This is a genomic window from Martelella mediterranea DSM 17316 (assembly GCF_002043005.1).
Lineage (GTDB): Bacteria > Pseudomonadota > Alphaproteobacteria > Rhizobiales > Rhizobiaceae > Martelella > Martelella mediterranea.
The window spans coordinates 94,533-112,611 of sequence record NZ_CP020333.1; the positions used below are offsets into that span (position 1 = coordinate 94,533).

Sequence of the window (18,079 nt, forward strand, 5' to 3'; positions counted from 1 at the left end):
GGCTCACTGTCTCGCGCTGACGGCAGGGGCGAGGACTTCGAGGCACCACGTGCGGAAGTCGGTCGGCGCCGGATTCGGTTCCGGTCTCCGGACACGTCGATCCAGTCCTTCATTCTTCGCTGTCAGCATCTCGATCATCGCCTGTGCCATGCCCTCGGAGGCGCCATGAGCGAGCGTCATGTCGTGCATCTCGCGCATCGACATCTCCTGAAACCGGATGGGCCGCGCCAAGGTCTCGCTCATAACGGCCGCCATCTCGGCGAAGGTGATATCCTCGGGCCCCATCATCGGAATTGCATCCACACCGGTCCAGCTGGCGTCGAGCAGGAGGTTTGATGCAACGGCAGCCACATCACGTGTGGCGACGGCGGTCACAGGGAGGTCGGCCGGCGACGGCCAGTAAAACACGCCGTTGGCGGCGATGCCGTCGATCTGCCGCAGCAGGTTTTCCATGAGCGACCCGCAGGCAAGTGCGCGATAATGAACGCCAGTCTCGGCAATCATGTCGTCCAGGGCCAGCGTGGCGGTGACATGGCCGGCGGCCCGCGGCCATCCGCGTCCCAGCGCCGATATGCCCACCACGCGCTTTACGCTATGTGCCGCCATCGCCTCGCAGCCCGCCCGGGAGAAGTCGACATAGGCAGCCATCGCGCTTTCCGCTTTCATGTCGCCGGGCGGTAGCCAGAAGACGCTATCGGCACCCTCGAATGCGCGTGAAACCGTTTCTGCATCACCGTGAGAGCCGGCAACGACCTCAACCTTGTTGCGCAGCATTGCTGGAATCTGATCGGGATTGCGGGCAATCACCCGAACCGGTTTTGATCCAGCCACAATGCGTTCGAGAACCTTTCGGCCGATATTGCCGGTCGGAGCGGTTATGACGATCATTGTCGAATTCCCTGTGTTTCCTGGCGTTTTTCGCTGGTCGGGAATTTAGGCGCCGAAAATCGAACGATACATGCTATAAAATTCGGATTTTCATCGAGATCGTTCGAAAAATGCCATGGATCCATTGTCTCAAATCGTATCGACCCTGAAGCCGAAACATCTGCGCGCCGTCGGACTGGAGGCCGGGGGCGCCTGGTCCCTGGCTTTCGGCCATTATGAGGGCATCAAGTTCAATGCCGTTACGAGGGGCCATTGCTGGCTGTCGATGGAAGGCCTTGCCGCACCGCTGCGCATTTCCGCCGGCGATTGCTTCCTGCTGACACAGGGCACCCCGTTTCGGCTGGCGACCCACCTGGAAGCGCCTTCGACCGATGCCGCCAGTATTCTCGGGCCGCTCCGCGGTGGCGCCATCGCGCGGTTGAATGAAGGGGACGATTTTCTGCTGTTCGGCAGCCGGTTCATTCTCGATGGTGAGCATGCGCGGTTTCTGCTGAATTCGCTGCCGCCGCTGGTTCACATCAAGGCCTCCGATCACGACGAAACACTGGCCTGGGCGCTGCAGCGGCTGCAACGCGAACTCGGAGAAGAACGCGCGGGCGGCACCCTTGCCGTGGATCATCTCGCGCATTTGATGCTGATCGAAGTCCTGCGGCGCTACGTCGCCAACGGGGCGCCGGACACGATGGGCTGGCTGCGGGCCCTCTCGGACGGCCGGATCAGCCGGGCCTTGCGCCTGATGCACGAGCAGCCTGAGCGGCGCTGGACGTTGACCGACCTCGCCAGCAAGATCGGCATGTCCCGCACGAGCTTTGCGGTCCACTTCAAGGCATGTGTCGGTCTGCCGCCCCTTGAATACCTGACCCGCTGGCGCATGGTCCTGGCGAGCGACCATCTGGTCTCACCCGGGACCAGCATCGCCGCCGTTGCATCCGCGCTCGGCTACGAGTCCGAGAGCGCTTTCGGTGCGGCGTTCAAGCGTGTAATGGGATGTTCGCCTCGCAAATACGCCAGATCCCGCGCCGTCAACGCGCAAGGCTGAGCGGGATCGCTCGCCTTTCGAGTTCATCCACGGCGCTTTCCGGTGTCGGTAAGGCCGGTGCATTGCCGGCAATGCCCGGCGTCCTGCGACGCTGGATTCGGTAGACGGCGGCGGGCGGCACGTTTGCAAAGGTCCCCCCGATATAGGTGGCCTTGAGGCCGAGCCGATCGAGAAGCCGGCGTGATACCGGACAGCGCGGCCCATAGGTGAACTGATAGAATGCGCCGCCGGGGCGGAGCTGGGAAAATGCACCCGTCAGGATCGCATAGACGGTTCGCGGCGGCATCGACAGCAGCGGTAGTCCGCTGATGACGGCGCCGACCGGGTATCCGCCGAACAGATGGACATCACGCAGGCGCGTTGCGTCCATCCACACCGTCTTCGCGCGCGGAAAATCTGCCTTCAGCTTCGCGGCGAAAGCCTTCCCGGATTCGACGAGCGCGAGGTTCTCCTCTCTGACCCCGCGCGCCAGAAGCGCACGGGTGAATACGCCCGTGCCGGGACCGAGTTCGAGCACTGGTCCCGTCGTCGCCGAAACCTCCGATACGATCAGGGTGGCCAGCGCCCGTCCGGATGGCGTTACTGACGCAACCCGGAGCGGTTCTGACAGCCAGGCGCGGAAGAAGCTCAGTCTCTCGGTTGCGTTTTTCAGCATGTCCGATCCTCCAAGGCGAGAGGATCGAAGGGGCGGTGTCGAGCGATCGAATTGACCAGACTGGCCAGCGTCTCCATTTCTCACACCTCCGCAGCAAGGCCGGCCTCACCCGAACCGGCGCGGAGACCTGTTTCTGCCGCCTTGGCGAAATCGACCTTCGCCAGCGTTTCCGAGATCTCCCAAAGCCGGCGGGCGACCTGCTGGTCCAGCGCGGCGGCCGGGATCGCCGCCTCGCCAGGATGGCCACGCGTTTCGGATAGCCTGTCGGGGCCGTAGTACCGGCCGCCGCGCGCCTCCGGCGCCGTTGCGGCGAACAATGGGGGCAGGGCGCCCTGGGCCGCCGGCTGAAACATAAACCACAGGAACGACCGGAAAAGTCCCTGGGCGCTGTATCGCCCAGGGGCGTTGTGCAGAAGATTGGTTCGCGAAATCCCGGGATGGGCGGCGATACTCGTCAGGCCCCAGCCGGCTGCCTCGCTTCGGCGCTGAAGTTCGAGCGCGAACATCAGGCAGGCAAGCTTGGATTGCGCGTAGAACGGCATCGGCTTGTAGGCTCTCTCGGCCTGGAGATCGTCGAACTTGATAGCAGCATTTCGGCGTATGGCGATACTGGATAGGGTGACCACACGGGGATCCTGCCCCCGCCGCAGTAATGGCAACAGATGCGCGGTCAGCGCGAAGTGGCCGAGATAGTTGGTCCCGAACTGAAGCTCGAACCCGTCCGCCGTCGTCCTTCGTTGCGGTGGCGTCATGACAGCCGCATTGTTGATCAGCGTGTCTATCCGCTCCCGGCTGTCGCGCAGCCGCTGCCCGAATGACGCGACCGAGGCCAGATCCGCCAGATCAACGGGCTCGAAGCGCACGCGCGTCTGGCCCGCCGATTTCCTGATCTGGGCGACGGCATCGCTTCCCTTGTGCGGGTTTCGCCCGGCGATAATGACCTCGGCGCCAGCGCCGGCCAGGGCAAGCGCGGTCTGGAAGCCGAGGCCGCCGGTGCCCGTGACGACGATTGTCCTGCCGTTCTGAGCCGGCATGTCCTGAGTGGTCCAGTTCTTTTCCATGCGGAAATCCTTTCGTAGCTTCTATGCGGACACTGTCTGGAGCGGCTGCAGCACGGCCTCGGCCAGCGCGGCATCGCGCAGCGGCGCCGCCTTGTCCCGGTAATCGTCATCCATCGCCATGTCGGCGAAGGCCTGGCGGCTGGGATAGCGGACGAGAGCAAGCGCGTCCCAAGCCTGTCCGCTCTCGGCCGAGAGCGGGGGGAGCCCGTTGCCCACATAAACAATCGCCGCCCCGAATCGGGCAATGATCGGGGCGGCGATGGCAAGATAGTCCGCGTATCGCTCCTTGCCTCCGTCCTCCTGGAACCTCAGGAGATTCAGCATGTCGACTGGTTGCCCATCGTCTTCGTCGAGAAAGCGCGGCAAGGCATTTTCAATGAGGGTCAGCATATCAACCTCTTGACCTGATAGGGGCACGGCGGCGGGGCCGCTCTGCCGATGGCGATCATTTTTTGAGGAATTCGGCGACGCGCCGGTTCGCGACGAGAAGGGCAAGGCCCGACAGGATGCTTGCCAAGGGTACGATCAACAGGCCCAGCGCCAGACCGTTCGGAATGTCGGCTGCGCTGGCCGCGTCGCTGACGATGCCCACGAACAAAGGTCCGAGCGCCGGTCCGACAAGGCTGCTGCCGATCATCACGAGGCTGGATGCCTGGGCCTGTCGACCCGGTCCGGCCACGAGATGCGCGGCGCCGAAGCCCCAGGGCAGCATGAACGAGAACGACAACATCGAGGGCACGAACAGGGCGATGGACATCCAGCCGACCGGGGCGAACAAGGCCGCCGTTGTGGTGACGCTCGCCATCAGGAACAGGATGGCGGGCGGGCCGAGAATCCGGCCGGAACCGGCGCGGACCGCGTGATCGAACCACCGGCCGCCGCCCAGCGTCCCGATAATCCCCATCAGCCCCTGCAATAGTCCGAAGAAGACGCCGACCTGGGTCGCGGTGAAGCCATGGGACCGGATCAGAAACGGAACCGAGAATGCATAGAAGGGCGCACCGGCAAAGCCGAGAAAGATCGTGCCCACAAACAGCCAGCGGAATGCCGGGGATGACAGAAGCGTAAGGCATGTTCTCAGGAAGGGGTCGTTGAGCGAAGCCGAGGTCTGAAAGCGCGGCGTGGCGCCCGCGACGAGTACCGTCAACAACCCGATCAGGATGCCGATGGCGCCGGCCCCGATCAAGACGACGCGCCAGCCAAGGATATCGGCAATGGCGCCGCCAGCGGCAAAACCAGCCATCGTGCCGAGTGGAATTCCCATCGCGAACAGGCCGATGGCGAGGCCGCGCCGCTCCGGTTCGATCTTGCGGGCGATCAAGGCGTGGCCGGCCGGGACGGCCCCGGCCTCTCCGAATGCGATGCCGAAGCGCGTCAGCGCCAGGAACATGAAACTGGCCGCGAAGCCGCCGAGCGTCGTCATCACGCTCCAGATCAGGATACACGACACCAGCACCAGTCTTGGCGATCCGCGATCGGCGGCGCGCGCGAGCGGCAGCGAGAGAAGCGCGTAGCAGACTGCGAAGGCGAGGCCGGTCAGCAGTCCCATCTGCGTATCTGTCAGCGACAGGTCCGCCTTGATTTTCTCCGCCAGAATAAACGGAAGAATGCGATCAATCTGCGAAAATGCGTTGATCAGGAGAAGAGCGGTGCAGATGGCGGCGAACCGCCAACGCCCGACATATTCACTGGCGGACGCGTGTGGCGGTGCCAGTTCCGCTGAAGGATCTCTTGACCCGGCGACAATTTCTGCCATTTTGAGGGTACTCCTCGCTTGGTTGCACCCTTAAGCTAGATGGAGTGTCTAATGAGCAGAATGCCTGAACCCTCAAGAAACTTGCCTATTCCTCCAGAAGGGGCGGGCATGCCGGCGCGGGGCGCGATCCTGTCCTGGCCCCAGAAACATCGGGAGCCGCGATTGAACGGGCCATTGCTGGACGCCGTGACGGCCTATATCGAAGAGCAGGGCGGCGGCCAGGGCCTGTTTCCGACAGCGATCGAAGGTTTCAATATCGTCCGCTCGTTTCAGTCGATGATGCCGATGCGCAACATTTACCGGCCTTCGCTTTGCGTCGTGCTGGAAGGCGGAAAGGAGCTGCATCTCGGAGAGCAACGTCTGAGCTATCGAACGATGCAGTGCCTGGTTGTCAGCGTCGGGGTTCCGGCGACGGGCCAGATCGTGGAGGCAAGCGAGGAGGCACCGTATGTCGGCGTCATGATCGATTTCGACGTCGCCACTTTGCGGGAGGTTCTCGAGCAATTGGAGACGCCGCCAGTGCCGCTGGAGGAAGCCGGCCCCTGCGCATTCGTTGCCGAAGTCGACCAGCCCCTGGCCGACTGCATTCTTCGACTGTTGCGCATGCTGGCGACGCCGAAGGCAATCCCCGTCCTGGCGCCCTCGGTCGTGCGCGAAATCTGCTTCTGGCTGTTGAGCGGCCCCCATGGCGGCGCGCTCTGCAAACTGGCCTTGCCGGAATCGAATATCGAACGCGTGGTCAGGGCCGTCTCGATGTTGCACACCCATTTCGCGGATACGCTCCGCGTCGAACAGCTGGCAGATGTCGCGCGCATGAGCCCGTCATCGTTCCACCAGCATTTCAAGGCGTTGACGTCGATGACGCCGCTGCAATTTCAAAAGCAGCTGCGTTTGCTGGAAGCGCGCCGGCTCATGGTGACGCAGGCGGCCAATGTTGCGGAAGCGGCCTACAAGGTCGGCTACGAAAGCGCATCGCAGTTCAGCCGGGAATATTCGAGAACCTTCGGCATCGCCCCGAAGCAGGACGCCTTGAACCAGCAGCGGCTGCGCACCGCCTATGCAAGCCGGACAGTGCCGGCAGATCCGCTAGGAGCTGCTGGGGCCGCGGGTTTGTAGCACTGAGGGTCCAGGGTCGCCGGTTCGTATCCCATCAAGACCCTTGTTGCTACCCGTTCCCGAGACAGACATCGAAGACCCTTTAGCTTGTAGGCTGTCCTCAGGATGCTTTTGGAGTGCAATCTCCAGCAACCGGACGTTTTGGTCGATTTGAGAGGCCGCTTAAAAATCACCCAGAGAGCTTCGGCGAGCCAACTCAATGTCACCCGCGCTCGCTGAGCGGCCGATCGGGTTCTTCGATGGTGATGAAGCTGGCGAGTTCAGGTGTCGATTTGCACTCCAAACTGAGACTCGGTCAGTTTATACCAAAACGTTACACTTCAATTGAGACTCAAGCCCGAAAAGTCTCAATTGAAGTGTAACGTTTTGTCGGCTAGGCGAATGCCGCTTCTTTTTCCAAGGAAGGCTTCCAGGGTTCAATGTTTTCATCGGTGATCCGCTCTGTGCCATCCTGAATGGCTTCAATTGCGAGTTCGTTGAGTATCCCAAACACACGTGCCGTTGGCAATCACACTGACGTCACGACCTACGGAACGCCGAATATATGGGCAATTGCTGATGGCCATGGGAGCGAGCATCAACGAACGCCTGACGCTCATGGAACTTGAGATAAGGACCGTTCTCCTCCTGAAAAGCAACAACGTTCACGCCGGTTTCCGCGCATTTCGGTGGAAGCGCGCGACTTCGTCACCTATGACCGGCGCAACGGGGTTACCGACAACGCCAATGTCGTGCTCGGCGTCAACTGGGATATCGCCTATGCGCTGCTCGGGCTCGACAGCCGCAATATCGCAATCGCCGAAGAGCTCATTCCGGTCCAGTATCAGCTTTCCTACCGCAATGCGCTGGGGGCTTTGCTTGCCGCCTATGCTTCGTTGAGCGAGATGGATTTCAAGCGCCGACACACGCTGCTGGAGGCGGATGCGCTTTCCTGTCAGGCGAAATCGATGCGCGCCGAACAGAAACTCGGCACGGTCTCGGTGGCGGAGGTTGACGCGATGAACGCGCGGATTGCCGCGGTGCGGAGCGAAGCGGATGCCATTGCCATGGCAATGGAGGCGGAGGAAAGCAAGGTGATGGCGCTGGCCGGCCTGAAGGCGGGCGCGCAGCCTGTGGCGGCATCACGATCCGTCCTGCCGGCGCTGGCGGGCCTGCCCAAGTCTGTTGCGGAGAACGGCGAAAGCTGTTTTTCGGTTTCCGGCAGCCAGGCGCTGGAAAATCTTCTGGTCGAAGCTGCCGGCGCCCAGCTCGATCTCGCCAGAAAATCGCGCTTTACCAAGCTGACGGCGGCGCTTCCGACCTTCATGAGCGAGGATGGCGGTCTCAGCCTTCAGTTCCTGGTTGGGTATGTGCTGCCGCTGATCGATCAGGGTGACAGCCTGCGGCTGACCGACCGCGCGCGCATCCGCCTGCTGGAGACAATCCTGGCGGCGCGCGAAAACCACCGTGAATTTCTGAACCGCTACAATGAAACCGTGCTGAACACCGCCGGTGCCCGTCGCGCGCTCGCCTCGGCCGATGCCGCCATTGCGACGGCGCGGACATCCCTTTCCGCAGCGCCCGATGCCGAGCAATGCGCCGCCGAGACGGCGCTATCGAAGGCGCGGCTGGAGCGTGCCGAGGCATTGTTCGCAATCGAGATGGCGCGCGCCCGGCAAACGCTGATGTGCGCGCCGCTGCCGGACGCTCAGGATCCGGCCTGAGGGTTAGCGTACCGGCGGCGCGGCGGCGAGTGCTTCCCTGCCGGCTTGTACCGATTTCTTTTCGGACGAGGAACCTTCGGCAAGGGTGCTGGCCAGCAATTCGAAACGACTGGCGGCGACGTGGTGGCCGACCTCGGGAATGATCCTGCACTCTGCATTCGGATTGGTCTCGGCCAAAGCCGCAATTGGCGCGGGGGGCGACATCTTGTCGTTGGCGCCCTGAAGAAACATGATCGGCATCTCCAGCCCGCCGATATCCTGATCCCAGCCGCGTTGATTGACGGCGAGATCGGCGACCACGCTTGCCGATGACCGTTCGCCGATCAACCGCAGCCACGACAGCGCCCAGCCGGCCTCGATGGATTGGTCGATCACTGCCAGATCGGCAGGGCTTTCGCGATAGGCGTGACGGTAGGCGCGCGCAGCAAGGGAAGGGGAGCGCGCCAGCGCGGCATAGGCCTTGACGATGGCGCCTATCACGATCGGTCGCTGGCGGACGGCGCTCGTCAGGGCTGCCTGCATGCTGCGTTCCGATGCCGGCGCGGATTTCGATGGCGGAAACGGCGCGCCGGCAATCACCAGTCTCTCGACAAGGCCCGGGTGGCGGGCAGCGAAATGCGTGGCCCACGAGACACCGGAATTGACCGCGACGCATGTCACCGGTCCGCCGATGAGGTGGTGCACCATTTCGGCAACCGCCTCGGTATAGGTCTCGAGAAAACGCAACGGATCCGAATGGTCGACTCCGTCGATGAAAAATCGGGGCGCCACCAGAAAGCGCAGGCCATGGCGCCGCAAAATATCGACCTTGTCTTCGCAGTAGAGCGTCGGCGACAACAGGCCGTGGAAAAACAGACATGGCTTGCCGCTTCGGTCGCCGAATTCCCAGATCGGCAGTTCGGCGCCGTTTTGAAGCGCAACGGAATGGACCGTCACCTTGCCTGCGAAATGGCCGGCCAGAAGCTTGCGCTCCGGGCTGTGATCGCGGGCGCCGGAAAAGGTGGCGATGAAATAACTCATCAGGCTTGCGGAGATCGAGCGGGCCAGCGCTGCCTGATTGGTGACGCCGAATTTCTGGAAGATGACCTGCAACTGCTTGCGCTTGGTACCGTAGGAAGCGCCCAGCCTTTCGGCGGCATCCTTCAGTTCGTAACCGGCCAGAAGCTGCGCGATCAACTGATATTCGCTGGCGGTCAGCGGCGCGACATCGAGCGGCGTATGTCTTTCGAAGAACGCGCGATCGATTTCAAGCGCAAGCCACTCGACCCCTTCCGGCGCCTGTGGCCAGTAGTGCCCGACCGCAAGAACAGCCTGTAGTAGGCTACCGCGTTCCCTGAAGGCGAAGCCCTGTTGGTCGCCCGGCGGCAGGTCGAAACGCCCCGGCAGCGCATCGGCTTCTCCGTGGCTCAGGATAACCGTGCCGTCGCGATCAAGCAGGCAGACCGGCAGATCGAATGGGGGCAGGGTCTTGTAGAAGAAATCCTGGATCGCGATCTGCCGACGGGCGTCACGGATTTCCGGCGCATCTCCATCCCACCGCGCCGGCAGCACGGACGGTTTGAGGATCCGGGGGATTTCGGCAAGTCTTGCGATCTGCCGACGGAGTGCTGCGCGAGACGCGGTCATGGCGCAGATTTTTGGGAAAACCCGGCTGCGAGGTCAAGGGGCACACTGCGAAATGCGGCATTTTTGCGGCAAAATCTTTAGTTTGGCATGAGCGTTCGACGCCAATCGGCCTCGGGTTTTTGGCGCAGCGGCACGGTTTCAATGCTGTCGGCAGTGTGGCATCCGGGCTGAAGAACTCCGGTCCGCCAGCAACCATGCGCAGCTTGAAGCCGGTCCCGATTCCGAAGCTCGGGAAATACATGACGATGAACATGGTCAGCGTCACGCTGAGCGTCGTCACGGAGTAATTGGAGACGGCGTTTTCGGTGTGCAAAATGCCGTAGTCGACACAAGGCTGCCGCGCGCCTTCCGTCGTGATCCAGCCGGCAACGACTTTGCTCAAACCGACCGGCCCCATGCCGACGGCGAGCATCCGCAGGAAACTGAGAGCCTTCGAACACGTGGTCATCGTTTCCGCCCTCCTCAGAACTCCTGCAGCACGATCTTGCCGCGCGCCTTGCCGCTTTCGATGATCGCGTGGGCCGTCTTCAGATTAGCCGCGCTGATCGGCGATAGCGTATCGGTGACGGTGGTACGGATCCGGCCGCTGTCGATAAGTTCGGCCACGTGATCGAGCAGCTTCCGCTGAGCATCCATGTCGGCGGTTTCAAACATCGAGCGGGTGAACATGAATTCCCAGTGCGTTGAAACGGCCTTGCGCTTGAACGCCATGACATCGAGCCCGTCGGGATCGTCAATCAGACCGAAACGGCCCTGCGGCGCGATCGCCTCGACGATCTCCTCTAGGTGGCGGTGGGTCTGCGTGGTCGAAAAGACAAAGCCCGGAGCGCCGATGCCCAGAGCCGCGACCTGTCCGGCGATCGGCTTTGAATGATCGATGACATGGTGGGCGCCGAGTTCCTTGACCCAGGACATGGTTTCCGGTCGCGAGGCGGTGGCGATGACGGTGAGGCCGGTCAGCGCGCGCGCGAGCTGGATCGCGATCGAACCGACGCCGCCGGCGCCGCCGACGATCAGGATCGCGTTGGCGGCGCCCGGCACGGGACGAGCGACATCGAGCCGGTCGAACAGCATTTCGTAGGCGGTGATCGCCGTCAGCGGCAGGGCCGCGGCCTCAGCATTGGTCAGGCTCGTCGGCTTGTGTCCGACAATGCGCTCGTCAACCAGATGGAACTGACTGTTGGCGCCGGGACGGATCAGCGAACCGGCGTAATAGACGGCGTCACCGACCTTGAAGTTGGTCACATCCGGTCCGGTTTCGGCCACACGGCCGACGGCATCCCAGCCGAGCACCTTGTATTCGCCTTCCGGCGGCGTGGCGCTGGCGCGGATCTTGGTATCGACGGGGTTCACCGAGATGGCGGCAACTTCGACCAGAAGGTCGCGACCGGTCGGTTCGGGGCGGGGCAGTTCGATGTCGATGAGCGCGTCCTCGCGATCAATCGCGCCGGGCTTCTCGTATCCAATGGCTTTCATGGTTAGTGTCCTGTTGTTGACGAAAACTTGCGGTGCTTCCAAAATGCTATTACCTTCACCTGGAGCCAATACGCACAAAGAAAGCACATAGTATCGTTTTTGATACTGCTAAGGAGCAAGAGATGGCCAAGGCCCGCCACTCCCGTTTCGACTGCAGCCCCGGCTGTTCCGTCGAGGCCGCGATCGGCCTGATCGACGGCAAATGGAAATCCGTGATCCTGTTTCACCTTCTGTCCGGCACGCTGCGCTTCAACGAAATCCGCCGGCACATCGTCAATGTCACGCCGCGCATGCTGACCAACCAGTTGCGCGAGCTGGAGAGGAGGACGGGCTGATCGTGCGCACCGTTTACGCGCAGGTGCCGCCGAAGGTGGAATACTCGCTGTCAGAGCTTGGCCGCAGCATGGAGCCCATCCTGCTTTCTCTGAAGGGATGGGGTGATGCAATATCGGGTTTTGTTCGGCAAGCCGAAGGGATACGATCCGCGAGAACGGGCGAACGAAACACAGCGGGTAGACGCTGAGGTCATGTTCCGGCAAACGAGCCGAGTTTCGGTTCGCAGGCGATGGCATTCAGCCACTACGGTTTGCTGATTTCCTCGCAGGGCCGCGCCTGTCGGCCGAAAAAGAACCGGTCGCCACATTTTGAAAACAGACTTCCCCGATGACGGGAGTTGCCATTTTGGATTTCGTCCACCCATCGCCTGCCTGGACGATCGGCCATTCCTCGTCGAGCAAGACGTTACATGAGGCGACACATTGGATCAGTTCATCATCTGCGATGCCAGAACAAGTCATACCCAACTGCTGCGGATAGTCGCTGACGCCACCGGTGGTGCGCCCCTAGCCCAGATACCCCAAAGCCCCGATCAAACCGCATTCATCGAGTGGCCCCTGGGAGATCGCGTTAGGTGAGGCTACCGCGGGGAGTCCTTTGACGGGGACGAAATCGGGCCTTTTTATTAGGAATCGGCGGTCAAGCGAGCCGCATAGATAAAGTGAACTGAAGTATTCGTGTTGCAATACCTGCGCAATAGTGATAATTATTCCGTGCTGTCGGAAGAAGCTCACTCTCCCCGGTCGGCTGCGGCGCCCGGCACCTTTGCTTGTCGGAGACAATCATGCAATCGCTTGAAAATGGGTTGCTTGAAGGCGTCGAAACGGCCATATCGGCGCATTTGAGCGCGACGTCGGTCTTGGAACGCCTGCCGGTCGGCGCTTATGTGTGCGCTTCAGACGGTCGTATCATCCGTTACAACGCGGCGGCGGCGGATTTATGGGGGCGAACACCGATCCCAGACGCGGAGGAGCGTTTCTGTGGCTCTCATCGCCTGTTCGACCTGAATGACCGTCACGTCCCACACGCTGCTTGCCCGATGGCGGTCGCGCTGGCAACGGGACGAGACTTCCGTGATCAACCGATCAAAATCGAACGCCCGGATGGCAGCCGGATAACCGCGCTGGTGGATATCCAGCCGTTCAGGGACGACAGCGGCGCCGTCGCCGGCGCTGTCAACATATTCCGGCAGTCCGAGCCTCCAGCACAAGTTCCGAGCCGGAACTTCCCGGCAATGTATCGCTCGTTCAGACGCTGCAGGCTCTGCCAGCGGCGATCTACTTCACCGACGCCGACGGTAAGATCACGTTTTACAACCAAGCGGCGGCCGAAATGTGGGGCGCCCGTCCCGAAATTGGCCGCAGCGAATTCTGCGGTTCATGGAAGCTTTTTCGTCCGGACGGCACGCCATTGCCGCATGATCAGTGCCCCATGGCGGTCGCACTGAGAGAACAAAGGGCGATCAGCGGTGAAGAAGCTGAGGCTGAGCGACCCGACGGCACGCGCGTTCCTTTTTTGGCTTACCCTACGCCGCTGTTCGATGAATCCGACACGCTTGTCGGTGCAGTGAACATGCTTGTCGACATCAGCGGCCGAAAGACTGCGGAAATGGCCAGCCAGCGCCTGGCAGCGATCGTCGAATCGTCGGACGACGCGATCCTGTCCAAGGATGTGAACGGCGTCATCACGAGCTGGAACCGCGGAGCTGAACGGGCTTTATGGCTTCCGCGAAGACGAAGTGCTCGGCCGGTCGGTCACTCTTCTCATCCCGCTCGACAGACAGGATGAGGAGCCGCGGATTCTTGCTCGTATCCGAAGCGGCGAACGGATCGAGCATTACGAAACCGTGCGGCAGAAAAAGGACGGTAGCCTGGTCGATGTTTCGCTGTCCGTGTCGCCGATTTTTGATGGCGCCGGCAAGGTCATCGGGGCCTCGAAGATCGCAAGGGATATCTCCGAGCGGCGGCGCGCCGAAGAGCAGAAGGACCTGCTCCTGCGCGAGATGGACCACCGTGTGAAGAATCTCTTCGCGCTCGCAAGCGGCCTGGTGAATGTCAGCGTGGGCGGTGCGGCATCCGTAAGCGACCTGGTGTCCGATCTGCAGAGCAAGTTCAGGGCACTCGCACGGGCGCATGCGCTGACGCTTTCGACGACAGGGAACGATTCCGACCGTACCGCGACGCTGCACAATCTTATCGCCGAAATAACCGAGCCCTATCGCGGGGAAGACGGCGTCTCCCGCGTCAGAGTGTCTGGGGAGGATTTCACGCTCGGACGCACAGCCGTGACAAGCATCGCACTGCTGTTGCACGAATTCGCAACCAATGCCCTCAAATATGGCGCTTTGGGGAATCCGGATGGCGAGGTGCTGGTCGAGATATGTTCCGTCGGCAACGACGTCCGCATCGTGTGGTTCGAGGCTGGAGGGAGCCAGCAACGCGAGGGCTCATCCGGCGATGGTTTCGGCAGCCGTCTGGCTCGCGCGACGGTCGCGGCCCTGGACAGTCGTTTTGAGCGGAACTTCAGCGACCTTGGTCTCGAGATTGTGCTGTCCATTCCCCGGGCTAAGACCCGGTTTGAGGCTTGAAGCGCGTTGTGCCTTTCTAAACCTCGCAACGAGCCGAAATAGCATCGAACGCGGGATCCCATATTCCTCACGCGCAGCCGCGACTACCTCAGCTGTCACTTTCCCATCACTGCCGCGAAGCAGATATCGAAGAAACTCTTCCGGACTTACATCGTCGGCATGCCGGTCACCATCATCGGGGGCTTCTTGGGATAAAATCATACGGCGACATTATGGTCGATCGACCGGTCGATCAATCCCATTTGGAGTGTAAAAAAATCTCATTGGTGTCTCATTTGAAGTGTAACGCGTTACACTTCAGTCTCACGCAAATCATTGAAAACATTCGATGCGCGAGTCTCGGCTTCAAACATAAATCGACAACTGTCGCAAAACTGAAACAGCTCTCTGGTTAGGTGCGCGCGACCTCACGCCATGTGAAAATGCAGTCGCCAAAACCGGAGTCCTTAATGTCGCGTTCGCCTCGTATCCGCAGTTCCTTTTCCCGCAGCCGGCGTGCGATCTTCATGCTGAGCGCCAGCGTCCTCGTGCTTGGCGATCTGTGTCTCACGGCGACGGCCGAGGCTGCGGATTTCACCGTTCCGCCAGCTTCCGGCTCGCAGACCGTTTCGGGCGACGACAGGGGCGTGATTGAAAGCGGCGCGACGCTCACGGCCACAGACGATCAGGCGATCCTCTGGGACGGTTCGGCGACCGGCGACGGCATTACGATCATCAACCACGGCACGATCGACGGCAAGAAGGAACGGGCCATCGACACCGAGGACGATGTCGGCGGCCGGTTTACGCTCACCAATACCGGCACGATCAAATCGAAGAAAGCCGATGCCTTCCGCATCGACAGCGCGTTGGAGAACGGCGCGGTGATCGTCGATAATAGCGGCATCATCACCACGGATGGCGGCCAGGCGCTCGATTTCAACAACGCCACGGCCGAAAACGCGGTCGTCAACATCACAAACCGCGCCGCCGCGATCATCACGTCGAGCGATACCGATGCCATCCGTCTGGGGGGTGGCACGATCTCGCTCGTCAATGACGGCACGATCTCGACCACGAAATCGGACAAGCGCGCCATTTCCTTTGACGACGACGAGAATTTCGAGACTCTCTCTTCCTTCTCGCTGACCAACGGCGTCTCCGGCGTGATCACCGCCACAGACGACGCGTTGAAGATCAAGGCCGACAAGGACAGCAGCCACGCAGCCTCGATTACGATCGACAATGCCGGCGAGATCTCGTCCTCCGTTGGCGGGCAGGCGCTCGATCTTGCCGATATCATCGCCGCCGGCTCGACCATTTCCATCACGAACAGGCAGCCCGGAACGATCTCGGCCGCCGACAATGACGGCATCAAGGCCGGCAACGGCACCACGGTCGAGAATTACGGTCTGATCCGCAGCGATTATGCCGAGGGCGAGGCGAGCGATCAGAACAACAGCGCCATCAAGCTCGATAATGAAGATGCCGACGGCATGGCGCTCGCCGTCAACAACTACGCCGGCGCGACGATTACCGGCGCCTACCACGGCGTCAAGGCGTCCGGCGAAAACGACGTTCTGACAGTCACAAACGCCGCCGGCGGCACGATTGCGGGTCGCAACGGCTCCGGGGTGAATTCCAACGGCTCCGGCAGCATCGTCAATTACGGCCTGATTTCCGGAACGTTCGACCCGGCCGCCGATTTCGGCGACGGCGACGGCGTCGATTTCGACCGCCGCGGTGAGTTCTACAATTACGGCCAGATTCTCGGCCTTGGCTCCAAGGGCACCAAGGGCGGCGAGACCAAGCCCTCGACCAGCGAGGCGATCGCCACCGGCGGCGGCATCATCGTCAACGGCAGCGCGGATTACACGGACGCGCTGATTTCCGGCGCCGATAACGGCATTCTTGACGACAACAGCAATAATGGCGATGCCTTCTATGCGCTGTCGGTCACCAATTACGGCACGATCGAAGGCAAGAACGGTTTCGGCATCAAGATGGTCAATGATGCCGGCGCCTTCGGCAATACGGTGATCAATTACGGCACGATCTCTGGCACGGAATATGCCGTCTCGATGGGCAATGGCGATGACCGGTTTGTCTATCAGGCCGGCAGCAGCGTGATCGGCTATGTCGATGCCGAAGGCGGGGTCGACACATTCGAATTCGGCGCGCGCGACGGCGCGTTCGACCTTGGCCTTCTCGGCAGCGCCGCCACCTATCGCAATTTCGAGGCGCTTGCTTTCGCGGCTGGCTCGAACTGGACCCTGTCCGGCGAGACCGCAATCGCGTCCACCATGACGCTCGCCGGCGCGACGCTCAGGCTTGACGGCTCGCTTGCCAATATCGCGCTCGATATGGGTGCGGGCGCTTGGCTTGCGGGCAATGGCACGATCGGCGACCTGACGGTTGGCGACGGCGCGACCGTTTCGCCCGGCAACTCGATTGGCCTGATCAATGTTGCGGGCGACATCAGCTTCGCGCCCGGCTCGACACTGATCATCGAAACCGATGGTGTCTCGGGCGCCGCCGACCTGGTCGCGGCCACAGGCAGCGCCACGCTTTCGGGCGGGACCCTGTCGCTGATGATGGCCGATCCGGCCGCCAACTGGAGCACCGCCTACACCGTGCTGACCGCAGATGGCGGCGTGTCCGGAAGCTTCGACACCGTGTCCTCCAATGCCGGCTCGACATTTTTGACGACCGGGGTCGATTATGGCGCAACCGCCGTGACCGTGCAGATGACGCGCAACAATGTCGCCTTCGCCGACTACGCGGTGACGGCCAATGAGCGGGCCGCCGCCAATGCGCTGGATGCCCTGCCGCAATCGAGCGCGCTTTACGGCGCGGTCGTCGTGCAAGATGGCGCCGGGGCGACAGAGGCTTTCGACGCGCTTTCGGGCGACATTCACGCAAGCCTCAAGACCGGCCTGATCGAGGACAGCCGCTATGTCCGCGCCGCGGCTTTCTCGCGCCTTGAGGAAGCAGCGGGCGCGCCGGGTTTCTGGCTGCAGCCCTTCGGCGGTTGGGGCACGACGGATGGCGACGGCAATGCGCGTGGGCTTGACCGCAGCACCGGCGGCGTCCTCGGCGGCGGCGATTTTGCGCTTGGCGACACTGCCCGCGCCGGCATCATCGCCGGTTACCAGGCCTCGCGCTACAAGGAAGACGGCAGCGATGCGAAGGCGACGGCCGATACCTTCCTGCTCGGGGTCTATGGCGGCGGCGAATGGCAGGGCTTCGGCCTCAGCGCTGGCGCGGCCTATGGATGGTCCACGGTCGATACCGCCCGCACTGCGGCGTTCCCGGGCTTTTCCGAATACCTTTCCGGTTCGACAGATGCGGGCACGGCGCAGATCTTCGGCGAAGCCAGCTACAAGTTCGACATGGGTGCGGCCACGCTTCAGCCCTTCGCCAATCTCGCCTATGTCAACCTGCATACGGACGGTTATATCGAAACCGGCGGGTCGGCAGCGCTGGCGGTAGCCTCCGGCGACACCGACACCACGTTCTCGACGCTTGGCCTGCGCGCTTCCACCGATTTCGATATTGCCAATGGCGGCTCCGCCAGTCTTTCCGGCATGATCGGCTGGCGTCATGCCTTCGGCACGACGGTGCCAAATGCCGCGAACAGTTTCGCCGGCGGCATGCCCTTCGTCGTCGATGGCGCGCCGATCGCCGAAAACGCGGCGGTCGTCGAGGCCGGCCTCGATTTCGATCTCGGCGCTTTCGGCAAGGACGGCAAGGGGCGGGCCGCGCTCGGCGTGTTCTACGCCGGACAGTTCGGCGACGGCTCCAGCGACAATTCGGTTCAGGGCCGGCTGACGCTCACCTTCTGAGATGGAGCGATC

Annotated in this window: 12 protein-coding genes and 2 pseudogenes; 6 read left to right on the forward strand and 8 right to left on the reverse strand. The window is 62.1% G+C overall.

The window, feature by feature from the left end:
• Nucleotides 1-3 precede the first annotated feature (3 nt).
• Nucleotides 4-888 (reverse strand): NAD(P)H-binding protein, encoded by an 885-nt coding sequence (locus Mame_RS26130; protein WP_018067125.1) that lies wholly within the window; start codon nucleotides 886-888, stop codon nucleotides 4-6.
• Nucleotides 889-1,003: 115 nt separating this feature from the next.
• Between Mame_RS26130 and Mame_RS26135 the strand changes: the two genes are divergently transcribed.
• Nucleotides 1,004-1,927, forward strand: coding sequence for an AraC family transcriptional regulator (locus Mame_RS26135; RefSeq protein WP_018067124.1), 924 nt, complete (start codon nucleotides 1,004-1,006; stop codon nucleotides 1,925-1,927).
• Here the strand turns inward: Mame_RS26135 and Mame_RS26140 are convergent.
• The 4 genes from Mame_RS26140 to Mame_RS26155 form a co-directional block, all read right to left on the reverse strand.
• On the reverse strand, nucleotides 1,911-2,582 hold the full coding sequence (locus tag Mame_RS26140; protein WP_018067123.1) for a class I SAM-dependent methyltransferase: 672 nt from the start codon (nucleotides 2,580-2,582) through the stop codon (nucleotides 1,911-1,913). The two genes, Mame_RS26135 and Mame_RS26140, sit on opposite strands and share 17 nt — an antisense overlap.
• An 80-nt stretch (nucleotides 2,583-2,662) precedes the next feature.
• A complete protein-coding gene (locus Mame_RS26145; protein ID WP_051085173.1) occupies nucleotides 2,663-3,643 on the reverse strand; it encodes an SDR family oxidoreductase in 981 nt (326 codons plus the stop codon).
• 21 nt (nucleotides 3,644-3,664) lie between these two features.
• Nucleotides 3,665-4,033, reverse strand: a complete 369-nt coding sequence (locus tag Mame_RS26150) for a DUF1330 domain-containing protein (RefSeq protein WP_018067121.1) — start codon at nucleotides 4,031-4,033, stop codon at nucleotides 3,665-3,667.
• 55 nt (nucleotides 4,034-4,088) lie between these two features.
• Nucleotides 4,089-5,399, reverse strand: a complete 1,311-nt coding sequence (locus tag Mame_RS26155; protein ID WP_018067120.1) for an MFS transporter — start codon at nucleotides 5,397-5,399, stop codon at nucleotides 4,089-4,091.
• Nucleotides 5,400-5,561: 162 nt separating this feature from the next.
• Between Mame_RS26155 and Mame_RS26160 the strand changes: the two genes are divergently transcribed.
• Nucleotides 5,562-6,515 carry an AraC family transcriptional regulator gene (locus Mame_RS26160; RefSeq protein ID WP_026173878.1) on the forward strand — a complete coding sequence of 318 codons (954 nt, stop codon included), beginning with the start codon at nucleotides 5,562-5,564 and terminating at the stop codon, nucleotides 6,513-6,515.
• 668 nt (nucleotides 6,516-7,183) lie between these two features.
• Complete coding sequence (locus tag Mame_RS26165; protein ID WP_018067118.1) at nucleotides 7,184-8,218, forward strand: hypothetical protein; 1,035 nt, start codon at nucleotides 7,184-7,186, stop codon at nucleotides 8,216-8,218.
• A gap of 3 nt (nucleotides 8,219-8,221) precedes the next feature.
• Here Mame_RS26165 and Mame_RS26170 read toward each other — a convergent pair whose 3' ends face one another.
• The 3 genes from Mame_RS26170 to Mame_RS26180 are packed head-to-tail and all read right to left on the reverse strand — an operon-like array spanning nucleotide 8,222 to nucleotide 11,320.
• The gene (locus Mame_RS26170) at nucleotides 8,222-9,844 is read right to left on the reverse strand and encodes a bifunctional helix-turn-helix transcriptional regulator/alpha/beta hydrolase (protein WP_157624588.1); all 1,623 of its coding nucleotides are present in this window, start codon (nucleotides 9,842-9,844) and stop codon (nucleotides 8,222-8,224) included.
• Nucleotides 9,726-10,292, reverse strand: coding sequence for a cytochrome ubiquinol oxidase subunit I (locus Mame_RS26175; protein WP_018067116.1), 567 nt, complete (start codon nucleotides 10,290-10,292; stop codon nucleotides 9,726-9,728). The genes Mame_RS26170 and Mame_RS26175 overlap by 119 nt, the downstream gene beginning before the upstream one ends.
• Nucleotides 10,293-10,306: 14 nt before the next feature.
• On the reverse strand, nucleotides 10,307-11,320 hold the full coding sequence (locus Mame_RS26180; protein WP_018067115.1) for a zinc-binding alcohol dehydrogenase family protein: 1,014 nt from the start codon (nucleotides 11,318-11,320) through the stop codon (nucleotides 10,307-10,309).
• 122 nt (nucleotides 11,321-11,442) lie between these two features.
• Here Mame_RS26180 and Mame_RS26185 point away from each other — a divergent pair.
• From Mame_RS26185 to Mame_RS26200, 3 genes and pseudogenes are all read left to right on the forward strand, one after another.
• Nucleotides 11,443-11,765 (forward strand): annotated as a pseudogene (locus Mame_RS26185) (winged helix-turn-helix transcriptional regulator); the annotation flags it as partial.
• Between the two features lie 675 nt (nucleotides 11,766-12,440).
• Nucleotides 12,441-14,243, forward strand: a pseudogene (locus tag Mame_RS27760) (PAS domain S-box protein).
• A 449-nt stretch (nucleotides 14,244-14,692) separates the two neighbouring features.
• Nucleotides 14,693-18,067, forward strand: coding sequence for an autotransporter domain-containing protein (locus Mame_RS26200; RefSeq protein ID WP_018067112.1), 3,375 nt, complete (start codon nucleotides 14,693-14,695; stop codon nucleotides 18,065-18,067).
• Nucleotides 18,068-18,079: the final 12 nt, after the last annotated feature.

Coding starts and splice junctions, on each gene's coding strand:
- Mame_RS26200 (WP_018067112.1), top strand. CDS start 14,693: ATGTCGCGTTCGCCTCGTATCCGCAGTTCCTTTTCCCGCAGCCGGCGT.
- Mame_RS26145 (WP_051085173.1), bottom strand. CDS start 3,643: ATGGAAAAGAACTGGACCACTCAGGACATGCCGGCTCAGAACGGCAGG.
- Mame_RS26180 (WP_018067115.1), bottom strand. CDS start 11,320: ATGAAAGCCATTGGATACGAGAAGCCCGGCGCGATTGATCGCGAGGAC.
- Mame_RS26150 (WP_018067121.1), bottom strand. CDS start 4,033: ATGCTGACCCTCATTGAAAATGCCTTGCCGCGCTTTCTCGACGAAGAC.
- Mame_RS26140 (WP_018067123.1), bottom strand. CDS start 2,582: ATGCTGAAAAACGCAACCGAGAGACTGAGCTTCTTCCGCGCCTGGCTG.
- Mame_RS26155 (WP_018067120.1), bottom strand. CDS start 5,399: ATGGCAGAAATTGTCGCCGGGTCAAGAGATCCTTCAGCGGAACTGGCA.
- Mame_RS26130 (WP_018067125.1), bottom strand. CDS start 888: ATGATCGTCATAACCGCTCCGACCGGCAATATCGGCCGAAAGGTTCTC.
- Mame_RS26135 (WP_018067124.1), top strand. CDS start 1,004: ATGGATCCATTGTCTCAAATCGTATCGACCCTGAAGCCGAAACATCTG.
- Mame_RS26175 (WP_018067116.1), bottom strand. CDS start 10,292: ATGACCACGTGTTCGAAGGCTCTCAGTTTCCTGCGGATGCTCGCCGTC.
- Mame_RS26170 (WP_157624588.1), bottom strand. CDS start 9,844: ATGACCGCGTCTCGCGCAGCACTCCGTCGGCAGATCGCAAGACTTGCC.